This window comes from Bacillus vallismortis (genome assembly GCF_040784915.1).
Taxonomy (GTDB): domain Bacteria; phylum Bacillota; class Bacilli; order Bacillales; family Bacillaceae; genus Bacillus; species Bacillus subtilis_G.
Genome location: NZ_CP160797.1, coordinates 1255292 through 1276445 on the forward strand (window position 1 = coordinate 1255292; position 21154 = coordinate 1276445).

Annotated in this window: 20 protein-coding genes and 1 other annotated feature; of the genes, 18 read left to right on the top strand and 2 right to left on the bottom strand. The window is 43.9% G+C overall.

Annotated elements, in window-relative coordinates; translation table 11 throughout:
* Positions 1–45 precede the first annotated feature (45 nt).
* The 3 genes from ABZM97_RS06240 (at position 46) to comZ (ending at position 1856) form a co-directional block, all read left to right on the top strand.
* A complete protein-coding gene (locus tag ABZM97_RS06240; RefSeq protein ID WP_087993452.1) occupies positions 46–606 on the top strand; it encodes a hypothetical protein in 561 nt (186 codons plus the stop codon).
* A gap of 90 nt (positions 607–696) precedes the next feature.
* Positions 697–1650 (top strand): transcriptional regulator Med, encoded by a 954-nt coding sequence (gene med, locus ABZM97_RS06245; protein WP_087993451.1) that lies wholly within the window; start codon positions 697–699, stop codon positions 1648–1650.
* Positions 1651–1664: 14 nt separating this feature from the next.
* Entirely contained in the window at positions 1665–1856 is a 192-nt protein-coding gene (comZ, locus tag ABZM97_RS06250; protein ID WP_003224559.1) for a ComG operon transcriptional repressor ComZ, read from the top strand.
* A 29-nt stretch (positions 1857–1885) separates the two neighbouring features.
* Here comZ and ABZM97_RS06255 read toward each other — a convergent pair whose 3' ends face one another.
* A complete protein-coding gene (locus ABZM97_RS06255) occupies positions 1886–2113 on the bottom strand; it encodes a hypothetical protein (protein WP_087993449.1) in 228 nt (75 codons plus the stop codon).
* 163 nt (positions 2114–2276) lie between these two features.
* On the opposite strand from ABZM97_RS06255, the gene fabH reads away from it, so the two are divergent.
* From fabH to ABZM97_RS06300, 9 genes are all read left to right on the top strand, one after another.
* Entirely contained in the window at positions 2277–3215 is a 939-nt protein-coding gene (fabH, locus tag ABZM97_RS06260; protein WP_087993448.1) for a beta-ketoacyl-ACP synthase III, read from the top strand.
* A 22-nt stretch (positions 3216–3237) separates the two neighbouring features.
* On the top strand, positions 3238–4479 hold the full coding sequence (fabF, locus tag ABZM97_RS06265; protein ID WP_087993447.1) for a beta-ketoacyl-ACP synthase II: 1242 nt from the start codon (positions 3238–3240) through the stop codon (positions 4477–4479).
* Positions 4480–4556: 77 nt separating this feature from the next.
* Entirely contained in the window at positions 4557–5342 is a 786-nt protein-coding gene (locus ABZM97_RS06270; RefSeq protein WP_087993446.1) for a DUF2268 domain-containing protein, read from the top strand.
* 190 nt (positions 5343–5532) lie between these two features.
* Entirely contained in the window at positions 5533–6519 is a 987-nt protein-coding gene (gene appD / locus ABZM97_RS06275; RefSeq protein ID WP_087993445.1) for an oligopeptide ABC transporter ATP-binding protein AppD, read from the top strand.
* Positions 6516–7505 (top strand): oligopeptide ABC transporter ATP-binding protein AppF, encoded by a 990-nt coding sequence (appF, locus tag ABZM97_RS06280; protein ID WP_087993444.1) that lies wholly within the window; start codon positions 6516–6518, stop codon positions 7503–7505. The genes appD and appF overlap by 4 nt, the downstream gene beginning before the upstream one ends.
* Positions 7506–7592: 87 nt before the next feature.
* Entirely contained in the window at positions 7593–9224 is a 1632-nt protein-coding gene (locus tag ABZM97_RS06285) for a peptide-binding protein (protein ID WP_202328449.1), read from the top strand.
* Positions 9225–9298: 74 nt separating this feature from the next.
* Positions 9299–10249 (top strand): ABC transporter permease, encoded by a 951-nt coding sequence (locus tag ABZM97_RS06290; protein ID WP_087993443.1) that lies wholly within the window; start codon positions 9299–9301, stop codon positions 10247–10249.
* 16 nt (positions 10250–10265) lie between these two features.
* The gene (appC, locus tag ABZM97_RS06295) at positions 10266–11177 is read left to right on the top strand and encodes an oligopeptide ABC transporter permease AppC (protein WP_087993442.1); all 912 of its coding nucleotides are present in this window, start codon (positions 10266–10268) and stop codon (positions 11175–11177) included.
* A 205-nt stretch (positions 11178–11382) separates the two neighbouring features.
* Positions 11383–12135, top strand: coding sequence for a YjbA family protein (locus ABZM97_RS06300; protein WP_087993441.1), 753 nt, complete (start codon positions 11383–11385; stop codon positions 12133–12135).
* A 238-nt stretch (positions 12136–12373) separates the two neighbouring features.
* Here the strand turns inward: ABZM97_RS06300 and trpS are convergent, their stop codons facing one another.
* Positions 12374–13366 (bottom strand): tryptophan--tRNA ligase, encoded by a 993-nt coding sequence (gene trpS / locus ABZM97_RS06305; protein ID WP_367387313.1) that lies wholly within the window; start codon positions 13364–13366, stop codon positions 12374–12376.
* A gap of 57 nt (positions 13367–13423) precedes the next feature.
* Positions 13424–13637: a binding site (T-box leader), on the bottom strand.
* A gap of 472 nt (positions 13638–14109) precedes the next feature.
* Here trpS and oppA point away from each other — a divergent pair.
* The 6 genes from oppA to ABZM97_RS06335 all read left to right on the top strand — a co-directional run bounded on the left by oppA (position 14110) and on the right by ABZM97_RS06335 (position 21034).
* Positions 14110–15747: an oligopeptide ABC transporter substrate-binding protein OppA gene (gene oppA, locus ABZM97_RS06310; protein WP_202328447.1), complete on the top strand. Its 1638-nt coding sequence runs from the start codon at positions 14110–14112 to the stop codon at positions 15745–15747.
* A gap of 107 nt (positions 15748–15854) precedes the next feature.
* Positions 15855–16790, top strand: coding sequence for an oligopeptide ABC transporter permease OppB (oppB, locus tag ABZM97_RS06315; RefSeq protein WP_087993438.1), 936 nt, complete (start codon positions 15855–15857; stop codon positions 16788–16790).
* Between the two features lie 3 nt (positions 16791–16793).
* Positions 16794–17711, top strand: coding sequence for an oligopeptide ABC transporter permease OppC (gene oppC / locus ABZM97_RS06320; RefSeq protein WP_087993437.1), 918 nt, complete (start codon positions 16794–16796; stop codon positions 17709–17711).
* Positions 17712–17715: 4 nt separating this feature from the next.
* Positions 17716–18792 (top strand): oligopeptide ABC transporter ATP-binding protein OppD, encoded by a 1077-nt coding sequence (gene oppD / locus ABZM97_RS06325; RefSeq protein WP_087993436.1) that lies wholly within the window; start codon positions 17716–17718, stop codon positions 18790–18792.
* A gap of 1 nt (position 18793) precedes the next feature.
* The gene (gene oppF / locus ABZM97_RS06330; protein ID WP_087993435.1) at positions 18794–19711 is read left to right on the top strand and encodes an oligopeptide ABC transporter ATP-binding protein OppF; all 918 of its coding nucleotides are present in this window, start codon (positions 18794–18796) and stop codon (positions 19709–19711) included.
* A 105-nt stretch (positions 19712–19816) separates the two neighbouring features.
* Positions 19817–21034 (top strand): MFS transporter, encoded by a 1218-nt coding sequence (locus ABZM97_RS06335; RefSeq protein ID WP_367387487.1) that lies wholly within the window; start codon positions 19817–19819, stop codon positions 21032–21034.
* Positions 21035–21154 lie beyond the last annotated feature (120 nt).

Consider the following 21154-nt stretch of genomic DNA (forward strand, 5'->3'; position numbering starts at 1 on the left):
GCTGTTTTGCTTTGGAAATGAAAAACCGGAAAGGCGGCAGATGCAATGGAATCAACGCTGATTGTAGGTGCGGACGAATTTTTCGGCCTTTCATTATGCGAGCGAATGATGGATGAAGGCATACATGTTGACGTTATTCTGGCGGAAACAGAAGATGAAAATAGACAAATGTACTTAGAAGAAAGACTCTTGTGGCTTGGGAGAAATGGACTCTTTCGCCAGCTTGAACGCATTGGAGATCAAAAATATGATACAATTTGTATCCAGTTCGGCGGCTTTTTGCCTTTAGACCAATTTGATTCCCCCTATATATTAGTATATGAACAAGACCGAAAAGAATGGGAAAAACGTGAAAAGGCAGGCTCAGAAAAAGCGGTGATCCTGCCGAAAATGTATGGACCGTGGAAAGAAGAAACCGAAGAAGACGGCTGTTACACAGACGATGTGGCTGAGGAGCTGCTGAGGTTCCTGCTTGAACCAAGCCTCGAAAAAAGCAAAGATCAGATTTTCGATTTGCAAGTCACAGAAAAAACCACAAAAGAAGAAGCAAAAACAAAAATAATCGAGTGGAAAAGACAATTTTCATCAATTTTCGACAAATATTAAGAAAAACCTTCCATGTTTCGAGTTTTCTAGATACAATAAACGTATAAAAATGATACATGTTATAGCTTGTCAAAAGGAGTTGAACATGACTTGATCACAAGGCTTGTCATGATCTTTTCTGTCCTCCTTTTATTAAGCGGATGTGGACAAACTCCGTTTAAAGGAAAAATTGAGAAGGTCGGCATGCTCTTTCCTGATACGATTAACGATCTCGTATGGGGCACAAAAGGGTATAAAGGATTACTGAATATACAATCAAAATACAATGTGGACGTCTACTATAAAGAAGGCGTAAAAACAGATGAAGATATCATAAATGCGATTGAGGATTTTCATAAGCGGGGCGTCAATCTTCTCTATGGCCACGGGAGTGAATATGCAGAAGTGTTTAACTTGGTCAGCGAAGATTATCCGGATATGGAATTCGTCATTTCCAATGCGAAAGCGAAAGGCGATAATGTGACGAGTGTCCATTTCAGCGGCGAAGCAATGGGCTTTTTTGGAGGAATGACAGCTGCCCATATGTCGAAAACAAATCAGGTCGGCGTCATTGCTTCCTTTACGTGGCAGCCAGAGGTTGACGGTTTTATCAAAGGGGCCAAATATGAAAATCCGGATATAGAAGTAAACACGAAATATACGGCTCATTGGGATGATGATACGACGGCAGTAAAGCTTTATCAAAAAATGAAGAACGAAGGCGCGGATGTTGTGTATCCCGCTGGAGACGGGTATAATGTTCCTGTCATTCAGCAAATCAAAAAAGACGGCCTCTATGCCATCGGCTACGTCACAGATCAATCAGAACTGGGTGAGAATACCGTATTAACCAGCACTGTGCAAAATGTGGACAAGGCCTATGAAATCATCGCTGAGCAATTCAACAAAGGCTCCCTTGAAGGCGGCGATCATTACTACGACCTGAAAACCGGAGTTGTTGAAATGGGAACATTCAGCCCGCTAGTCGATAAAGACTTTCAGCATAGAATCGCCAAGCTGATCAAAACGTACAACAAAACAGGCGAACTGCCAAAAAACGAGTAATGGAGTGACGTCATATGCAGCATGAAAAATCACTGGAGTTCTTGCAAATTGCCATGAAATATCTTCCTGAAGCGAAAGAACAGCTTGAAAAATCAGGCATTGAGCTGTCAATGGAGGCCATACAGCCGTTTATGAATCTTTTTACCACGGTAATGGCTGAAGCTTATGAGCTTGGCAAGTCTGACGCAAAATCTGAAACCGAATAAGAAGAAGCCACTTTTGTGAAAGTGGCTTTTCACATGATTTTCTTTTTAATAGCGGAAATCATAGGCGCAAGCTCCTTTAAAGCGGGCTTGATTTGATCAACAGAGTTCATAATTGAACCGATTTGGTCCATAATATGCATGTAATGATTCGTCTCTTCTTCGTTTGCCTGGGAAACCTCCTCTTGCTGTTCTTCCTTCTCTGCTGTTTGTTTTGCGGAATCGCCGAACATCATCTTTGAAAACACATCCAACTGCATACGCCTCCTTTCTATATACAATACTCTATGATTAAGATGAACTGATAGTTTAGACGAATATATTGCCATGTGAAAAAAAATAGGATAGAATTAGTACCTGATACTAATAATTGATCACAACTGATTGATCTTCTAAATTTACAATATAAAGGAGTCTTCCCTTATGAAAGCTGGAATACTTGGTGTTGGTCGTTACATTCCTGAGAAGGTTTTAACAAATCATGATCTTGAAAAAATGGTTGAAACTTCTGATGAGTGGATTCGTACCAGAACAGGAATAGAAGAAAGAAGAATTGCCGCAGATGATGTGTATTCATCACATATGGCTGTTGCAGCAGCGAAAAAGGCGCTGGAACAAGCTGAAGTCGCGGCAGAGGATCTGGATATGATCCTGGTGGCAACTGTTACACCTGATCAGTCATTCCCTACGGTCTCTTGTATGATTCAAGAAGAGCTAGGCGCGAAGAAAGCGTGCGCTATGGATATCAGCGCGGCTTGTGCGGGCTTCATGTACGGGGTTATAACCGGTAAACAATTTATTGAATCCGGAACCTATAAGCATGTCCTTGTTGTCGGTGTAGAAAAGCTCTCAAGCATTACAGACTGGGAAGACCGAAATACAGCAGTTCTGTTTGGAGACGGAGCAGGCGCTGCGGTAGTCGGACCAGTCAGTGATGACAGAGGAATTCTTTCATTTGAACTAGGAGCAGACGGCACAGGCGGTCAGCACTTGTATCTGAATGAAAAAGGACATACAATCATGCATGGACGAGAAGTTTTCAAATTTGCAGTCCGCCAAATGGGAGAATCATGCGTAAATGTCATTGAAAAAGCCGGACTCTCAAAAGAGGACGTCGACTTTTTGATTCCGCATCAGGCGAACATCCGCATTATGGAAGCCGCTCGCGAGCGTTTAGAGCTTCCTGTCGAAAAGATGTCTAAAACCGTTCATAAATATGGAAATACTTCTGCCGCATCCATTCCGATCTCTCTTGTAGAAGAATTGGAAGCCGGTAAAATCAAAGACGGCGATGTGGTCGTCATGGTAGGGTTCGGCGGAGGATTAACATGGGGCGCCATTGCAATCCGCTGGGGCCGATAAAAAAAGGTGAGGTGCACACTAGATGAGTAAAAAAAGAGTAGTTGTTACAGGACTTGGAGCATTATCTCCGCTTGGCAACGACGTTGATACAAGTTGGAATAACGCAATCAACGGTGTGTCCGGAATCGGTCCGATCACTCGTGTTGATGCTGAAGAATATCCGGCAAAAGTAGCTGCTGAATTAAAAGACTTCAATGTTGAAGATTATATGGATAAAAAAGAAGCCAGAAAAATGGACCGCTTCACACAATATGCGGTCGTAGCTGCGAAAATGGCGGTTGAAGACGCGGATCTTAACATTACCGATGAGATCGCGCCGAGAGTCGGCGTTTGGGTAGGCTCCGGTATTGGAGGACTTGAAACACTAGAGTCTCAATTTGAAATCTTCTTAACGAAAGGCCCGAGACGAGTAAGCCCGTTTTTCGTGCCGATGATGATTCCGGATATGGCGACAGGGCAGATTTCCATTGCATTAGGAGCAAAAGGGGTTAACTCTTGTACGGTTACAGCATGCGCTACAGGAACGAACTCCATCGGTGACGCGTTTAAAGTCATTCAGCGCGGTGATGCAGATGTTATGGTCACAGGCGGAACAGAAGCGCCGCTGACAAGAATGTCATTCGCGGGCTTCAGCGCCAACAAAGCGCTGTCTACTAATCCAGATCCGAAAACAGCAAGCCGCCCGTTCGATAAAAACCGAGATGGCTTTGTCATGGGTGAAGGTGCAGGGATTGTTGTTCTTGAAGAACTTGAACATGCTCTGGCCCGCGGCGCTAAGATTTACGGAGAAATTGTAGGCTACGGCTCAACGGGAGACGCTTATCATATCACAGCGCCGGCCCAAGACGGTGAAGGCGGAGCGAGAGCAATGCAAGAAGCCATTAGAGATGCGGCCGTTTCTCCTGAAGACATTGATTATATCAATGCTCACGGGACAAGCACGTATTACAATGACAAATACGAAACAATGGCGATTAAAACCGTTTTCGGCGAGCATGCCCATAAACTTGCGGTAAGCTCTACAAAATCGATGACAGGCCACCTCTTAGGAGCAGCTGGCGGAATTGAAGCGATTTTCTCTGTGCTTGCCATTAAAGAAGGTGTGATCCCGCCGACAATCAATATTCAAACACCAGACGAAGAATGCGATTTAGATTATGTGCCTGATGAAGCCCGCAGACAGGATCTCAATTATGTTCTAAGCAACTCATTGGGATTCGGCGGACACAATGCAACATTAATCTTTAAGAAATACCAATCATGATCACGCCACACCGGCTGCCCTAAAGGGTAGCCGGTTTTTTTGTGTGCGCATAGGATAAAAAGAGGAGGCGATCACATATGAGTGTGGAACAAACATACAGCTGGCTCGGGAAGGCCGCGTCAATAGATGATTTGGCGCATTACATTGTCCCGCTTTTTTCAGGTGTGGAGAAAAAGAACTGGAAAGGCATTCTGGGGCACCTTCAGCATCATGGAATGTTTAAAAACATAAAAGAGGGCATCCATACTGCTTCCGAGCTGAAAGAAAAAGGTTTTTTTGAGCATATTCAAAAAGAAGAACAGTACCTTAAAAACAAATGGCAAGGTCCCGATGTGCCGATTGTCACACTGCCGGTTGACGAACGAAACAGGAGAATCCGTTTAGAATTCGGATCAAAATCAGGACTCGCTTTTCAAGACAAAATGTTCCTCTTTCTCTCGTCAGAGTTGGATTTTGCGTCAGTTTCTGCCCTGATGACACATGAATATCATCACGTTTGCAGGTTAGATCGTCTGACAAAAGATGAAAAAGATGTCACATTACTTGATACAATCATCATGGAAGGGCTTGCAGAATATGCTGTTTATGAGAGGTTCGGCCGAAGTCAAACGGCTGAATGGGCATCTTGGTATACCCCGGAGCAGCTGCAGGCTTTATACGAGAAAAAAATTGCACCCAACCAGGATATCAAACGGGACAATCGATTATTCTCACAGCTGTTATTCGGCAAAGGATATCAGCCCAAAATGCTTGGATACGCAGTCGGATTCAATATAGTAAAAAAATATTTAACAGCCAACAAAGCAAACACGGCAGACGGACTGTCCATTCCTGCTGAAACCTTTTTGAATGCAACGCTTTAAAAGAATAAAATAATGGAATTTCGTTAATAATATTACATTTATCCTAAAAAATTCTTGATTTTGCAAAATGATTGTAATAATATACAACTATAAAATTTTTAGATAATTCATTATTATTTATTATTTCTGAATAAAGGGATTGCTTTCTCTTGAAAATGTTTGACAACAAGAGGGGGAAAGGGGAGCTAGCATGGGCACACTTTTAGAAGTGAATAATTTAAAGACTTATTTTTTTAGGAAAAAGGAGCCGATCCCTGCGGTTGACGGAGTCGATTTTCACATCAGCAAAGGCGAAACCGTAGCGCTTGTAGGTGAATCGGGCTCCGGAAAAAGCATTACTTCTTTATCCATTATGGGCCTCGTCCAAAGCTCAGGCGGAAAAATCATGGACGGCTCTATTAAACTCGAAGACAGAGACCTCACCTCATTCACTGAAAATGACTATTGCAAAATCCGCGGAAACGAAGTATCTATGATCTTTCAGGAACCAATGACCTCCCTTAATCCGGTGTTAACAATCGGAGACCAAATTACCGAAGTGCTGATTTACCATAAAAACATGAAGAAAAAAGAAGCCCGCCAAAAAGCTGTTGAACTTTTGCAGATGGTCGGTTTCTCCCGGGCAGAGCAAATGATGAAGGAGTATCCGCACCGGCTGTCCGGCGGAATGAGGCAGAGGGTAATGATTGCCATCGCACTCAGCTGCAATCCTAAACTGCTCATTGCCGATGAACCGACGACAGCGCTGGATGTGACAATCCAATCCCAAGTTTTGGAACTCATGAAAGATCTTTGTCAGAAGTTCAACACGTCAATTCTTCTCATCACACACGACTTAGGTGTCGTGTCGGAAGCAGCTGACAGAGTAATTGTCATGTACTGCGGACAAGTCGTGGAAAACGCCACCGTCGACGACTTATTTTTAGAGCCGCTTCATCCTTACACAGAAGGCCTGCTGACATCGATTCCCGTCATAGATGGAGAGATTGATAAATTAAATGCGATTAAAGGCAGCGTGCCGACACCGGATAACCTGCCGCCGGGGTGCCGCTTTGCCCCAAGGTGCCCGAAAGCCATGGATAAATGCTGGACAAATCAGCCTTCGCTTTTGACGCACAAAAGCGGAAGAACGGTGAGATGCTTTTTATATGAGGAAGAGGGTGCCGAACAATCATGACTGCAGCTAATCAAGAAACAATCTTAGAGCTACGTGACGTAAAAAAATACTTCCCAATCCGCTCAGGCTTTTTTCAAAGAAAAGTCGGCGATGTGAAAGCGGTGGACGGTGTTTCATTTTCGTTAAAAAAAGGAGAAACACTCGGGATCGTTGGAGAGTCGGGTTGCGGAAAATCGACTGCCGGCAGGACGATGATCAGGCTTTACAAACCGACAGAAGGCCAAATCCTTTTTAAAGGGCAGGATATCTCCAATTTGTCAGAGGAGAAGCTGCGGAAAAGTGTCCGCAAAAATATTCAAATGGTTTTCCAAGATCCGTTTGCTTCTTTGAATCCAAGAAAAACGCTGCGTTCTATCATTAAGGAGCCGTTACATACGCACCACATGTATACGATGCGTGAACGAAACGAAAAAGTCGAAGAACTGCTTGCGAGAGTAGGTCTCCACCCGTCGTTTGCCAGCCGTTATCCCCATGAATTTTCCGGCGGCCAGCGTCAGCGGATCGGGATCGCCAGAGCGCTCACTTTGAATCCGGAACTGATCATCGCAGATGAGCCGGTTTCCGCACTTGATGTATCCATTCAGGCCCAAGTGATTAACTTAATGGAAGAATTACAGGAAGAATTTAATCTGACGTATCTATTTATCTCTCATGATCTAAGTGTCGTCCGCCATATCAGCGACAGAGTCGGAGTGATGTATCTTGGCAAAATGATGGAACTGACCGGCAAGCATGAGCTTTACGACCATCCGCTACACCCTTACACCCAAGCTCTTCTATCATCCGTTCCGGTTACAAGAAGAATAGGCTCTGTCAAACGTGAACGCATCGTCCTGAAGGGAGAACTGCCAAGTCCGGCTAATCCGCCAAAAGGCTGCGTTTTCCATACGAGATGCCCTGTTGCAAAGCCGATATGCAAGGAACAAATACCAGCATTCAAAGAAGCTGCTCCCAGCCACTTTGTGGCTTGTCACCTTTATAGCTAATGTTGCCCGCACAGCTTTGAGAGGGGGTATGCACACTACATAAACAACAGCTGAGAAGAACGAACATTTCAAGAGGGGGAATATTGAATGAAAAGACGGAAAACCGCACTGATGATGCTAAGTGTATTGATGGTTCTGGCCATCTTTTTATCGGCCTGCTCGGGATCAAAATCGAGCAACAGCAGTGAGAAAAAATCAAACGGAAAACCGCAGCAAGGCGGGGATTTGGTTGTTGGTTCAATCGGAGCGCCAACACTTTTCAACTCACTATATTCAACTGATGAATCGAGCACAGATATTGAACAAATGATTTACAGCTTTTTAACAAAAACAGATGAAAACTTAAATGTCAAAATGTCACTGGCCGAAAGTGTGAAAGAGCTGGATGGCGGACTGAAATATGATGTGAAAATCAAAAAAGGTGTTAAGTTCCATGACGGAGAAGAGCTTACTGCCGATGATGTGGTCTTTACGTACAACATTCCATTGAACAAGGATTACAAAGGAGAGCGCGGCTCGAACTTTGAAATGCTGAAATCGGTAGAGAAAAAGGGAGATTACGAGGTTTTATTTACACTGAAGTACAAAGACCCTAACTTCTATAACAACACGTTAGACAGTTACGGAATTCTGCCGGAGCACATTTTAAAAGATGTACCGGTTGCAGAGCTTGAGGATAATGATTTTAATAGAAAAAATCCAATCGGCTCGGGTCCTTTCAAATTTAAGGAATGGAAAGACGGGCAATACGTCAAGCTTGTTGCTAATGATGACTACTATGACGGCCGTCCGTATTTAGACAGTGTCACGTATAAAATCATTCCTGACGCCAATGCTGCGGTTGCCCAGCTTCAAGCGGGAGATATCGATTTCTTTAACGTGCCTTCAACGGACTATAAGACAGCGGAATCGTTTAATAATGTCAAAGTCGTTACAGATTTGGCGCTGAGCTACGCGTATATCGGCTGGAATGAGAAAAACGAGCTGTTTAAAGACAAAAAAGTTCGCCAGGCGCTTACGACAGCTTTAGACCGTGAAACAATGGTGCAAACCGTATTGGATGGGGACGGTGAGGTCGCTTACATTCCTGAAAGCCCTGCTTCATGGAATTACCCGAAAGATGTAGAGGTTCCTAAATTTGAATACAATGTGAAAAAAGCGAAGAAGTTGCTGAAAGAAGCCGGCTGGGAAGATACTGACGGTGACGGTTTCTTAGATAAAGACGGTAAAAAATTCGAGTTTACACTGAAAACGAACCAAGGGAACAAAGTCCGTGAAGACATTGCAGTTGTTGTCCAAGAACAGCTGAAGAAAGTCGGTATTAAAGTAACGCCGCAAATCGTGGAATGGAGCGCGTTAGTCGAACAGACAAGTGCCCCTAACTGGGACTATGACGCAATGGTTTTAGGGTGGAGTTTGTCCACGTTCCCGGATCATTACGATATCTTCCATTCAAGCCAGTCTAAAAACGGCTTGAATAATATGTGGTACAAAAACCCTGAAGTTGATAAGCTTCTCAAAGATGCAAAATCAATCAGTGACCGTAAGGAATATTCTAAAGCCTATGAAAAAATTTATCAAAAGCTTGCTGAAGACCAGCCGTACACCTTCCTTTATTATCCGAACAACCATATGGCGATGCCGGCTAATTTAGAGGGTTATGTGTATCATCCGAAACGCGAGCTGTACCAAATTGAAAAATGGTGGCTTGCCCAATAAATTTCCCTTGCAGGGGAGGGAGCGCGTTTCCTTCCCCTTTAATTTTGAAAAAGAACAACGAAGGGGACAAGAATATGGTTACATATATCATTCGAAGAACGCTATCTTCGATTCCTATTTTATTGGGAATTACAATTTTGTCTTTCGTTATTATGAAAGCCGCTCCAGGAGACCCGATGACGCTTATGATGGACCCGACGATCAGCCAGGCAGACAGGGCGCAGTTTATTGAAAAATACGGCCTCAACGATCCTGAGTACGTTCAATATTTAAAATGGCTCGGCAATATGGTTCAAGGGGATTTCGGCACGTCCATCATCAGAAAAGGGACGCCTGTTTCAGAACTGATTTTAGCACGGCTGCCCAACACACTCCTCTTGATGCTGGTGTCAACGATATTGGCGCTGATCATTTCCATCCCATTCGGAGTCATTTCTGCAAAAAAACCTTATTCGAAGCTGGACTACGGTATTACGTTTACTTCATTTATCGGTTTGGCGATCCCGAATTTTTGGTTCGGACTGATTTTAATTATGGTGTTTGCCGTGAATCTCGGCTGGTTCCCGACCGGGGGAGTTGCAACGCTTAATGCGGATTTTAGTTATGTAGACCGGATTCATCATTTGCTTTTACCCGCTTTTGTGCTGGCGACAGCTGATATGGCAGGCTTAACGAGGTATACAAGATCCAATATGATCGATGTTTTAAACCAAGACTATATCCGGACTGCCAGATCAAAAGGTTTCAAAGAGAATCGAGTATTGTTTAAGCATGGCTTGCGGAATGCGCTATTGCCTGTTATTACGATCTTCGGTTTAATGATTCCCTCCTTTATCGGCGGAGCGGTTGTCGTAGAGCAGATTTTCACTTGGCCGGGGCTAGGAAAGCTGTTTGTCGATTCGGCATTCCAGCGCGATTATCCGGTTATCATGGCAATGACTGTGATCTCGGCGGTTCTTGTCGTTGTCGGAAACCTCATTGCAGACATCCTTTACGCGATTGTTGATCCGCGGATCGAATATTAAAAGGAGGGAAACAGAGATGTCAGAGCTGCAAACAACTCCCTCGCCGGAGATCAGGCTGAAAGAAAATATTTCGAAAAAACCAGAGACGATGACCAAGATTTTCTGGGAAAAATTCTCGAAAAACAAACTGGCCATTCTAGGTGCCGTCATTCTGTTTATCATTATTATGTCGGCTGTTTTCGCTCCTTTAATTGCGCCTTATCCCCAAGAGCAGCAAAGCCTGCTTGATAAATATAAGGCGCCGGGCCTTGAACATCTGATGGGAACAGATAAATTCGGCCGAGATATTTTCAGCCGAATCTTGTATGGGGCGCGTGTCTCTTTATTGGTTGGTTTTGCGTCAGTAGTCGGTTCGATTTTGATCGGAACGGTTTTAGGGGCGTTAGCGGGATATTTCAGAGGAATAGTCGATGCTGTCATTATGCGTCTGGTCGACATTGTATTATCCATTCCTGATATCTTCTTGCTGATCACGCTAGTTACCATCTTCAAGCCCGGTGTGGACAAACTGATTTTAATTTTCTGTCTCACCGGCTGGACAACAACGGCACGATTGGTAAGAGGAGAGTTTCTATCGCTTCGTTCAAGGGAATACGTTCTGGCTGCTAAAACAATCGGAACGAAGACGCACAAAATTATCTTTTCACATATTCTCCCCAATGCGTTAGGACCGATTATTGTGTCAGCAACATTAAAGGTAGGTTCAGTTATTCTCGCTGAGTCAGCGCTGAGCTACTTAGGCTTCGGGATTCAGCCGCCAATCGCAAGCTGGGGAAATATGCTTCAAGACGCACAAAATTTCACAGTGATGATTCAGGCATGGTGGTACCCATTATTTCCCGGGCTATTTATTTTAATGACCGTTTTATGCTTCAACTTTGTCGGTGATGGCCTGCGAGATGCATTGGATCCAAAAAATATTAAATAAAAATGAAAACAATATTTGTTACAAAATGTAACGGAAATAGAAGAAAAGCAGGTCTCTTTTTGTCAGAAAATCTACAAAGAGATCTGCTTTTTGTGATTCTGATATTAACCCAGCGATTCCAGATTTCCTCAACTTCTTTGGAATAATTTCTCTGTCCCTTGCCTATACTGTGGACAACAGTTTTTATAAAAGTGAGGGGTTAGAGATGTTATTTCTTCATGATGTGTGGGTCAATTGGTTTGAAGGGGAAGAAAATGGCTACAATGTTTGCCACTTTCACGAATGGCGCAAGGAAGATACGGTTGAGCTTTTGGATCAGGTGCCGCTGTTAAGGGTGCCGTCGGTACTGTTTCATTACATAGAAAACGATTTATCTGAGCTTCCTAAAGATTTACTTGAAGATATACATCAGAAATCGTACATTCGGAAAAATCATGAGCGGACAAAGCTTGAGTATTGTTTTGTCGTAACAGACGGAATCGGCATTTTGGCTGTTGACACAATCGGCTACACGATCCCTGTCAGAAAAAGCCGTCTGATCCCAAGGCAGGAGCAGCTCGTTTATGAAATGGTAAAAGATGTAGAGCCTGAAACATATGAATTTGAGCCAAAGAAGCTCGAATCCTCCAAAGAATATCATATTTTATCATTAGCACCAGAGCACGTCAGAGGGCTGACAAGAAAAGAACGGCAAATCAAGCAGTTGATGTTTATGGCGCTGGACCAATTAAAAGGGCTGGAAAACCGCGCTGAAATCGGCTACTGGTACACAGAATGGAACCCGCATATGTATGAACAAATCAAACGGATGAGCTTTGAAGAGATTTGGGACATGCTGTATAACGAAACAATTGAAGGCTGGTCGGACAAGCATTTAGCTTTTTGCGAAAACCTGATAAAAGGACAGCCTTTTTTCGAAAAGCTATGGGAAATGGAAAACGAATCAAAGGTAAACTGAAAAAAACTGCTCATTGCCAAGAGTGGTTCAGCGTGTCGACAAACCCTCGCATTCGTTGTCAGGCCTGCGCGTCGGTGCTCACGAATTCCTACATTCGCTGTGCTCCGATGCTCGCCCTTCCTAGACTTCAAGGGTTTTCAATCACGCTGAAAAGACGACAAAGTCCTAAAACGAAAACCGTTTTAGGACTTTGTCTACAATCTGAAAAACCGCTCTTTGCCAAGAGCGGTTTTTTGAATTAGCGTCTTTTTCGGCCAAGACCCATGGCGTTCTCCATTTTTTTCAGCATTTTGTTCGCTGTCTGGTTCGCACGTTCCGCGCCTTCATCAAGAATACGGTCTAATTCATCAGATTCAATCAGTTCATGATAGCGATCCTGAATCGGTTTTAATGCGTTAACCACGACTTCTGCCAAATCCCCTTTAAACTCGCCGTAGCCTTTCCCTTCGTACTTAGCTTCAAGCTCTTGAATCGTCGTATTGCCGAGGATTGAATAAATTGTAAGAAGATTGGAAACGCCCGGTTTGTTTTCCTTATCAAATGTCACAATGCCCTCAGAATCTGTCACAGCGCTTTTGATTTTCTTTTCAAGAAGCTTTGGTTCATCCAGCAAGGTAATATAAGATTTCTGGTTCGGATCGGATTTGCTCATTTTCTTCAGCGGATCATTAAGAGACATGATGCGTGCGCCGACTTTTGGAATTTTCACTTCCGGAACCGTAAAGATGTCGTTATATTTTTTGTTGAAGCGTTCTGCGAGATTCCGCGTCAGCTCAAGGTGCTGCTTTTGATCCTCGCCGACAGGCACAAGATCCGTTCCATACAGCAGAATATCAGCGGCCATCAGCGGCGGGTACGTTAGCAGGCCGGAGACGACAGCTTCATTGCCTTTGGACTTGTCTTTAAATTGAGTCATCCGTTCAAGCTCGCCGATATACGCGACACACTGCATCATCCATCCGGCCTGCGCATGCGCGGGAACCTCTGATTGAATAAACAATGTTGCTTTTTCTGGATCAAGCCCGACAGCTAAGTATAGCGCCGCCAGACTGCGGATATTCTTTCTGAGCTGAATCCGGTCTTGAGGCACAGTGATCGCATGCTGATCCACGATGCAAAAATAGCTGTTATAATCATTTTGCAGTTCGACAAATTGCTTCATTGCACCGATATAGTTGCCGAGCGTAACAGATCCGCTTGGCTGAATACCTGAAAAAATCGTTTGTTTCATGAAAACATCAACCTCATTTCTTAAAACATAATAAAAAGGCTCATTCTTCCCCTGTAAAAAAGGGACGAATGAACCGTGGTGCCACCCTGATTATTCCATTAAAATGGAATCACTCTGACGTTTTTAACGGAGACTGCTCCGGCTGAGCCTACTTTTTCGGATTCGGTCAGCTGCTCCAAAGTCCATTCCACATTGCCCGTTATCTGCTCCCAGCACCGCAGACTCTCTTCAAACAGGTGAAATGTGTACTACTCTTTTTCATAGCACGCTTTTCTTTTGATTGCTTCATTATAAATCAATTATAACCAATTGTCATCATGAAAAAACATTCTTTTCCCAGTAACATGGTAATGATATAAAAATCATGGACGCGCCGGCAAATCCCTAAATGATAACTGCTATCAGCGTGAAAACAGCTAGATATTATATGTAAAAAGCAATATGGGAAGAAAAATGATTAAATAGTTTTTAATCAATTTATGCTTTAAATGGTAGAAGGATATTATGTTCGTGGAAGAAAAACTAACGAAGTTCAAATATTTTAAATTGATAAAATAATATTGCAATAAATTATTTGTTTCATTATAATGAACTTGTTCACTCTATTGTTACAGCTTTTTTACAAAAATAATCAGAAAAGACGGAACAGAATAAAAGTTATGGAAACACAGGTTCATTTGTCTGATATTTCTGAGGATTTAGCCGTAATGAGCTGAAAAAATTATATTAGGGGGTTTGCGAATATGAAAAAACGTTGGTCGATTGTCACGTTGATGCTCATTTTCACTCTCGTGCTGAGCGCTTGCGGCTTTGGCGGCAGCGGATCAAACGGTGAAGGAAAAAAGGACAGTAAAGGAAAGACGACACTTAACATTAATATTAAAACTGAGCCGTTCTCCTTACATCCGGGATTGGCAAATGATTCAGTATCAGGCGGTGTCATCCGTCAGACTTTTGAAGGATTGACACGCATCAATGCAGAAGGAGAGCCTGAAGAAGGCATGGCTTCTAAAATTGAAACGAGCAAAGATGGAAAGACATATACGTTCACTATTCGTGATGGCGTGAAATGGTCTAATGGTGACCCTGTAACAGCACAAGATTTTGAATATGCTTGGAAATGGGCGCTTAATCCTAATAACGAATCACAATATGCTTACCAGCTTTACTACATAAAAGGTGCTGAAGCGGCGAATACCGGCAAAGGCAGTCTTGATGATGTGGCAGTAAAAGCTGTAAATGACAAAACGCTGAAGGTTGAATTAAATAACCCAACTCCATATTTCACTGAATTAACGGCGTTCTATACGTATATGCCGATCAACAAGAAAATTGCAGAGAAAAATGATAAGTGGAACACAAATGCCGGAGAAAATTATGTTTCAAACGGGCCGTTCAAAATGACGGCATGGAAACACAGCGGATCTATTACTCTTGAGAAAAATGACCAGTATTGGGAACAAGACAAAGTCAAACTGAAGAAAATTAAAATGGTTATGATCAACAATAACAATACAGAACTGAAAAAATTCCAAGCTGGTGAACTTGATTGGGCTGGTTTGCCGCTCGGACAGCTTCCGACTGAATCGCTCCCTACTTTGAAAAAAGATGGTTCTTTACATGTTGAGCCGATGGCAGGTGTGTATTGGTACAAATTCAATACTGAAGCGAAGCCGTTAGACAACGTCAATATCCGTAAAGCATTATCTTATGCGATTAACCGCCAATCAATTGTTAAAAACATTACACAAGGTGAACAAATCCCGGCAATGGCTGCGGTGCCGCCGACAATGAAGGGGTTTGAAGATAACAAAGAAGGCTACTTCAAAGACAACGATGTCAAAACGGCAAAAGAATACCTTGAAAAAGGCCTGAAAGAAATGGGCTTAAGCAAGGCATCTGACCTGCCGAAAATCAAATTGTCTTATAACACTGATGACGCGCATGCGAAAATCGCTCAAGCCGTACAAGAAATGTGGAAGAAAGATTTAGGCGTGAATGTTGAGCTTGATAACTCAGAATGGAATGTATATATTGATAAGCTTCATACCCAAGATTATCAAATCGGCCGTATGGGCTGGCTCGGCGACTTCAATGATCCTATTAACTTCCTTGAATTGTTCCGTGACAAAGACGGAGGCAATAACGATACTGGCTGGGAAAATCCAGAATTCAAAAAGCTTCTGAATCAGTCACAAACTGAAACAGATCCAACAAAACGTGCAGAGCTGCTGAAAAAAGCAGAAGGTATTTTCATTGATGAAATGCCGGTTGCGCCAGTTTATTTTTATACGATTCCTTGGGTGCAAGACGAAAATCTGAAAGGAACCATCCTTACTGGAACCGGAGAAATTTATTTCAGAAACGCGTACTTTCAATAAGTCTTATTTGTGAAAACAATAACCTCAAGGTATATGGGGACCTATTTCCCATATACCTTTCTTACTGAAAGAGTATAAAAATGTAAAAACCATGGAGGTGTTCCCCCTTGCTAAAATATATCGGAAGACGCTTAGTCTATATGATTATCACATTATTTGTGATTGTAACTGTGACATTCTTCTTAATGCAGGCAGCACCGGGCGGGCCATTTTCAGGTGAGAAAAAGCTTCCGCCTGAAATTGAAGCAAACTTAAATGCGCATTACGGTTTGGACAAGCCGCTGTTTGTACAATACGCCAGTTATTTGAAATCAGTTGCAATGTGGGATTTCGGACCGTCATTTAAATATAAAGGTCAGAGTGTTAACGACCTGATCAGTTCAGGTTTCCCCGTTTCATTCACTCTCGGAGCAGAGGCTATTCTCCTCGCTTTAGCGTTTGGTGTATTGTTTGGGGTCATAGCAGCTCTTTACCATAATAAGTGGCAGGATTATACCGTCGCGATTTTAACGATATTCGGTATCTCAGTTCCGAGCTTTATCATGGCGGCTGTTCTGCAATATGTGTTCTCCATGAAGCTTGATCTGTTTCCTGTTGCGGGCTGGGAGTCCTGGGCATACACCTTTTTGCCTTCAATCGCACTTGCTTCCATGCCGATGGCGTTTATTGCCAGACTTTCCCGTTCAAGCATGATTGAAGTGTTAAACAGTGATTATATTCGCACAGCGAAAGCAAAAGGGCTGTCCCGTCCAGCAGTTACAGTGCGGCACGCCATCCGAAACGCGCTTTTGCCAGTCGTTACATACATGGGCCCGATGGCCGCGCAGGTCTTAACGGGGAGCTTTATTATTGAAACGATTTTTGGGATCCCAGGGCTGGGGTCACACTTCGTAAACAGTATTACAAACCGCGATTATACAGTCATTATGGGTGTAACGGTATTCTTCAGTGTCATCTTGCTATTGTGTGTATTAATTGTGGATGTGCTATACGGCATTATTGATCCAAGAATCAAGCTTTCCAAAGCAAAGAAAGGAGCCTAGGCCATGCAAAACATTCCGAAAAACCTGTTTGAACCAGCCGCAGCGAATGCCGGCGATGCAGAAAAAATCAGTAAAAAGAGCCTTTCCCTCTGGAAAGATGCGATGCTTCGCTTCCGCAGCAATAAGCTTGCAATGGTCGGGCTTATCATTATTGTTCTCATTATCCTTATGGCGATTTTTGCGCCGCTGTTCTCAAAGTATGATTATTCGACTACTAATCTCTTAAATGCGGATAAGCCGCCTTCAAAAGACCATTGGTTCGGAACAGATGACCTTGGACGGGACATTTTCGTCCGTACATGGGTAGGTGCGCGAATCTCGATCTTTATCGGTGTAGCGGCCGCTGTTCTTGATTTGCTGATCGGCGTGATTTGGGGAAGCATTTCAGGCTTCCGCGGAGGCAGAACGGATGAAATTATGATGCGTATCGCCGATATCCTTTGGGCAGTTCCTTCATTATTAATGGTCATCTTACTGATGGTTGTTCTGCCGAAAGGGCTGTTAACCATTATTATTGCCATGACCATTACGGGCTGGATTAATATGGCCAGAATCGTACGCGGTCAAGTGCTCCAGCTGAAAAATCAGGAGTATGTGCTTGCTTCACAGACACTCGGCGCAAAAACATCCCGTCTGCTGTTTAAACATATCGTGCCAAACGCGATGGGTTCCATTTTGGTTACGATGACATTGACAGTTCCGACTGCGATTTTTACAGAAGCCTTTTTAAGCTATTTGGGACTTGGTGTTCCGGCTCCGCTGGCAAGCTGGGGAACGATGGCTTCTGACGGATTGCCTGCATTGACCTATTATCCGTGGCGTTTATTCTTCCCTGCCGGTTTCATCTGCATTACGATGTTTGGCTTTAACGTGGTCGGCGACGGATTAAGAGACGCATTGGATCCTAAGTTACGTAAATAAGGGAGTGATACGGGTGACACGCCTATTAGAAGTAAAAGATTTAGCGATTTCATTTAAAACATATGGCGGAGAGGTTCAGGCGATCCGCGGGGTGAATTTCCATCTGAATAAGGGAGAGACACTGGCTATCGTCGGAGAATCAGGTTCCGGAAAAAGTGTGACCTCTCAAGCGATCATGAAGCTGATTCCAATGCCTCCGGGTTATTTTAAGCGCGGTGAGATCTTGTTTGACGGAAAGGATCTGGTGCCGCTTTCCGAAAAAGAGATGCAGAATGTCCGTGGAAAAGATATCGGGATGATATTCCAGGATCCGATGACCTCTTTAAATCCGACGATGAAAGTTGGCAAACAAATTACCGAAGTGCTGTTTAAACACGATAAGATTTCCAAGGAAGCGGCGAAAAAACGCGCAATCGAACTGCTGGAGTTAGTCGGTATCCCGATGCCGGAAAAACGGGTCAATCAATTTCCGCACGAATTTTCAGGCGGAATGAGACAGCGGGTTGTCATTGCCATGGCCCTTGCGGCGAATCCGAAGCTTCTGATCGCCGATGAGCCGACAACCGCTCTTGATGTAACGATACAAGCGCAAATTCTCGAATTGATGAAGGATTTGCAAGAGAAAATTGACACATCCATCATCTTTATCACACACGATCTTGGTGTTGTGGCCAACGTTGCTGACCGGGTCGCTGTCATGTATGCGGGACAGATTGTAGAAACCGGTACGGTCGACGAGATTTTCTACGATCCGAGACATCCGTATACGTGGGGGCTTCTTGCATCTATGCCAACACTGGATAGTTCAGGAGAAGAACAGCTGACTGCAATCCCGGGCACGCCGCCTGATTTAACAAACCCTCCAAAAGGAGATGCTTTTGCGCTGCGGAGCTCTTACGCGATGAAAATCGATTTTGAACAGGAGCCGCCAATGTTTAAGGTGTCCGATACTCATTATGTCAAATCTTGGCTGCTTCATCCCGACGCGCCAAAGGTAGAGCCGCCTGAAGCGGTAAAAGCGAAAATGCGTAAGCTGGCAAATACGTATGAAAAACCTGTCTTAGTGAGAGAAGGTGAATAAATTGACTGAGAAACTATTAGAAATCAATCATTTAAAACAGCACTTTGTCACGCCAAAAGGAACGGTTAAGGCTGTAGACGATTTGTCATTTGATATCTATAAAGGTGAAACGTTAGGGCTGGTTGGTGAATCTGGCTGCGGTAAATCGACAACAGGCCGAAGTATTATCCGGCTGTACGAGGCAACCGATGGCGAGGTGCTGTTTAATGGCGAAAATGTGCACGGGAAAAAATCACGGAAAAAGCTGCTGGAATTCAACCGCAAAATGCAGATGATTTTCCAAGACCCATATGCATCCCTGAATCCGAGAATGACAGTTGCTGATATTATTGCTGAAGGCCTCGATATTCATAAGCTGGCGAAAACGAAAAAAGAGCGGATGGAGCGGGTTCACGAGCTCTTGGAAACAGTCGGATTAAACAAGGAGCACGCAAACCGCTACCCTCATGAATTTTCCGGCGGCCAGCGCCAAAGAATCGGGATTGCCAGAGCTCTTGCCGTTGATCCGGAATTTATTATCGCGGATGAGCCGATTTCTGCTTTGGATGTATCCATTCAGGCGCAGGTCGTGAATTTAATGAAAGAACTGCAAAAAGAAAAAGGGCTCACATATCTGTTTATTGCCCACGATTTATCGATGGTCAAATACATCAGCGACCGCATCGGAGTGATGTATTTCGGCAAACTTGTTGAGCTTGCGCCGGCAGATGAGCTTTATGAAAATCCGCTTCACCCATATACAAAGTCATTGCTTTCGGCGATTCCGCTTCCCGATCCGGATTACGAGAGAAATCGCGCCCGCCAGAAATACGATCCGTCTGTCCATCAATTAAAAGATGGGGAAACGATGGAATTCCGTGAAGTTAAACCGGGACATTTTGTGATGTGCACGGAAGCGGAATTTAAAACGTATTCATGATTCATCAATCCTTCAAGAGAAATCTCTTGAAGGATTTTTTGCGCAATCATAGAAAGTGAGAATCATAACATTTACAATTAGAGGAAAAAGCGGAGGCGAAATACGATTCAATTTCTGCATAACAAAAATGTTTTTGCGCTGCTGCTGTCTCAATCTCTTCAATCTTTAGCAGGAGTCCTTGTCACAATCGTTTTAATGGTCCGGGTCTATCAAATGACCGATTCCGTCTTTTTGGCGGGCCTTGTTTTATCGTTCATGTCGTTTGCGAGTATAGCAGCAAGCTTTTGCATCTCTGCGGTGCTTCGCAATCTCGGTTTTAAAAAGGTGCTTGCGGGCGCAAATCTGCTGAGAGCGGTCTTTGCGATACTGATGGCTTTTAGCGTCAGTCATCACGGGCAGGTTTTCTTTTGGATAACGCTGCTGTTTGTGTTCTTTTTTTCTTTCGCGGGCGCCTTTTTTCAGCCGGCAAGATTTGCGCTGCTGCCGATGATCGTGCCAAAAGAGCAATATGTGAAAGCGAATGGCGTGATCTCCCTCTCAAACCAGTTGTTTCTAACAGCAGGCTGGGGGCTGGGAGGCCTTCTGACGTATGCCGTACCTTTTGAACTCGTTGTCGGTGCAGCTATTTGCCTGTTTGTTCTTTCGGGGGCTTCGATTTGTTTGCTACAAGTAAATGAAGAAGCGGCTAATGGCACAGCTGAATCAGCATCTGCCAGAAGTATATGGAAGGATGTAATGGTCATTCCTATTGTAAGAGACATTACTCTAATGGACATAATAGAAGCTTTGGCGGGTTCTGTTTGGTCATCTGCTATTCTCCTCGCATTTACTGCGGCTGTTTTGCATGAAACAGAGGTGTGGTGGGGGATGTTTAACGCTTCTTATTTTATAGGTGCCATTGTGGGCAGCGTGATTGCCATTCGCTTTTCTGCTTTTTTTGAGCGGAAAATGGGGTTTGCCATTATGTTCAGCTCGCTAGTCATGTCGGTGCTGACCCTTTTGTTCTCATTTTCTCCCATCCCGTTTTTATGCGCTCTCGCTTGTGCTGCAATGGGGCCTTTTTATCAGGTGCGTGATATTTGCCAGGAAACCGTGCTGCAGGAGGTCATCCCGGAACAGAAGCGTATCGGGATCATGGCTGCCAAAAATGCGATTTTGACTCCTTGGTCAGGCGTCACCTACTCCATTATGGGGCTCATGGCTGATGCGGCTGGTGCGAAAACGGTTTTTATCACAGCTGCCGCACTATATGGCATGACCTTTTTTATCGCATTGGCGCAGCCCCGGCTGCTTTATTATAAGAGAGAAACCCGCACTCCATGAGACCTTTTTGCATACCCTTCACCATGAACCGAGCACCTGGCTGAAAAAAAATGAAACCAAGGCGGAAGTTCGTACGTCTTTATAGATGTAAAGCTGTTTAAACAAGAAGAAATGGGGTAT

Bases quoted from the DNA above. Each gene is read 5' to 3' on its own strand.
- ABZM97_RS06240 (WP_087993452.1), top strand. From the start codon at position 46: ATGGAATCAACGCTGATTGTAGGTGCGGACGAATTTTTCGGCCTTTCA.
- comZ (WP_003224559.1), top strand. From the start codon at position 1,665: ATGCAGCATGAAAAATCACTGGAGTTCTTGCAAATTGCCATGAAATAT.
- ABZM97_RS06255 (WP_087993449.1), bottom strand. From the start codon at position 2,113: ATGCAGTTGGATGTGTTTTCAAAGATGATGTTCGGCGATTCCGCAAAA.
- fabH (WP_087993448.1), top strand. From the start codon at position 2,277: ATGAAAGCTGGAATACTTGGTGTTGGTCGTTACATTCCTGAGAAGGTT.
- fabF (WP_087993447.1), top strand. From the start codon at position 3,238: ATGAGTAAAAAAAGAGTAGTTGTTACAGGACTTGGAGCATTATCTCCG.
- ABZM97_RS06270 (WP_087993446.1), top strand. From the start codon at position 4,557: ATGAGTGTGGAACAAACATACAGCTGGCTCGGGAAGGCCGCGTCAATA.
- appD (WP_087993445.1), top strand. From the start codon at position 5,533: ATGGGCACACTTTTAGAAGTGAATAATTTAAAGACTTATTTTTTTAGG.
- appF (WP_087993444.1), top strand. From the start codon at position 6,516: ATGACTGCAGCTAATCAAGAAACAATCTTAGAGCTACGTGACGTAAAA.
- ABZM97_RS06285 (WP_202328449.1), top strand. From the start codon at position 7,593: ATGAAAAGACGGAAAACCGCACTGATGATGCTAAGTGTATTGATGGTT.
- ABZM97_RS06290 (WP_087993443.1), top strand. From the start codon at position 9,299: ATGGTTACATATATCATTCGAAGAACGCTATCTTCGATTCCTATTTTA.
- appC (WP_087993442.1), top strand. From the start codon at position 10,266: ATGTCAGAGCTGCAAACAACTCCCTCGCCGGAGATCAGGCTGAAAGAA.
- ABZM97_RS06300 (WP_087993441.1), top strand. From the start codon at position 11,383: ATGTTATTTCTTCATGATGTGTGGGTCAATTGGTTTGAAGGGGAAGAA.
- trpS (WP_367387313.1), bottom strand. From the start codon at position 13,366: ATGAAACAAACGATTTTTTCAGGTATTCAGCCAAGCGGATCTGTTACG.
- oppA (WP_202328447.1), top strand. From the start codon at position 14,110: ATGAAAAAACGTTGGTCGATTGTCACGTTGATGCTCATTTTCACTCTC.
- oppC (WP_087993437.1), top strand. From the start codon at position 16,794: ATGCAAAACATTCCGAAAAACCTGTTTGAACCAGCCGCAGCGAATGCC.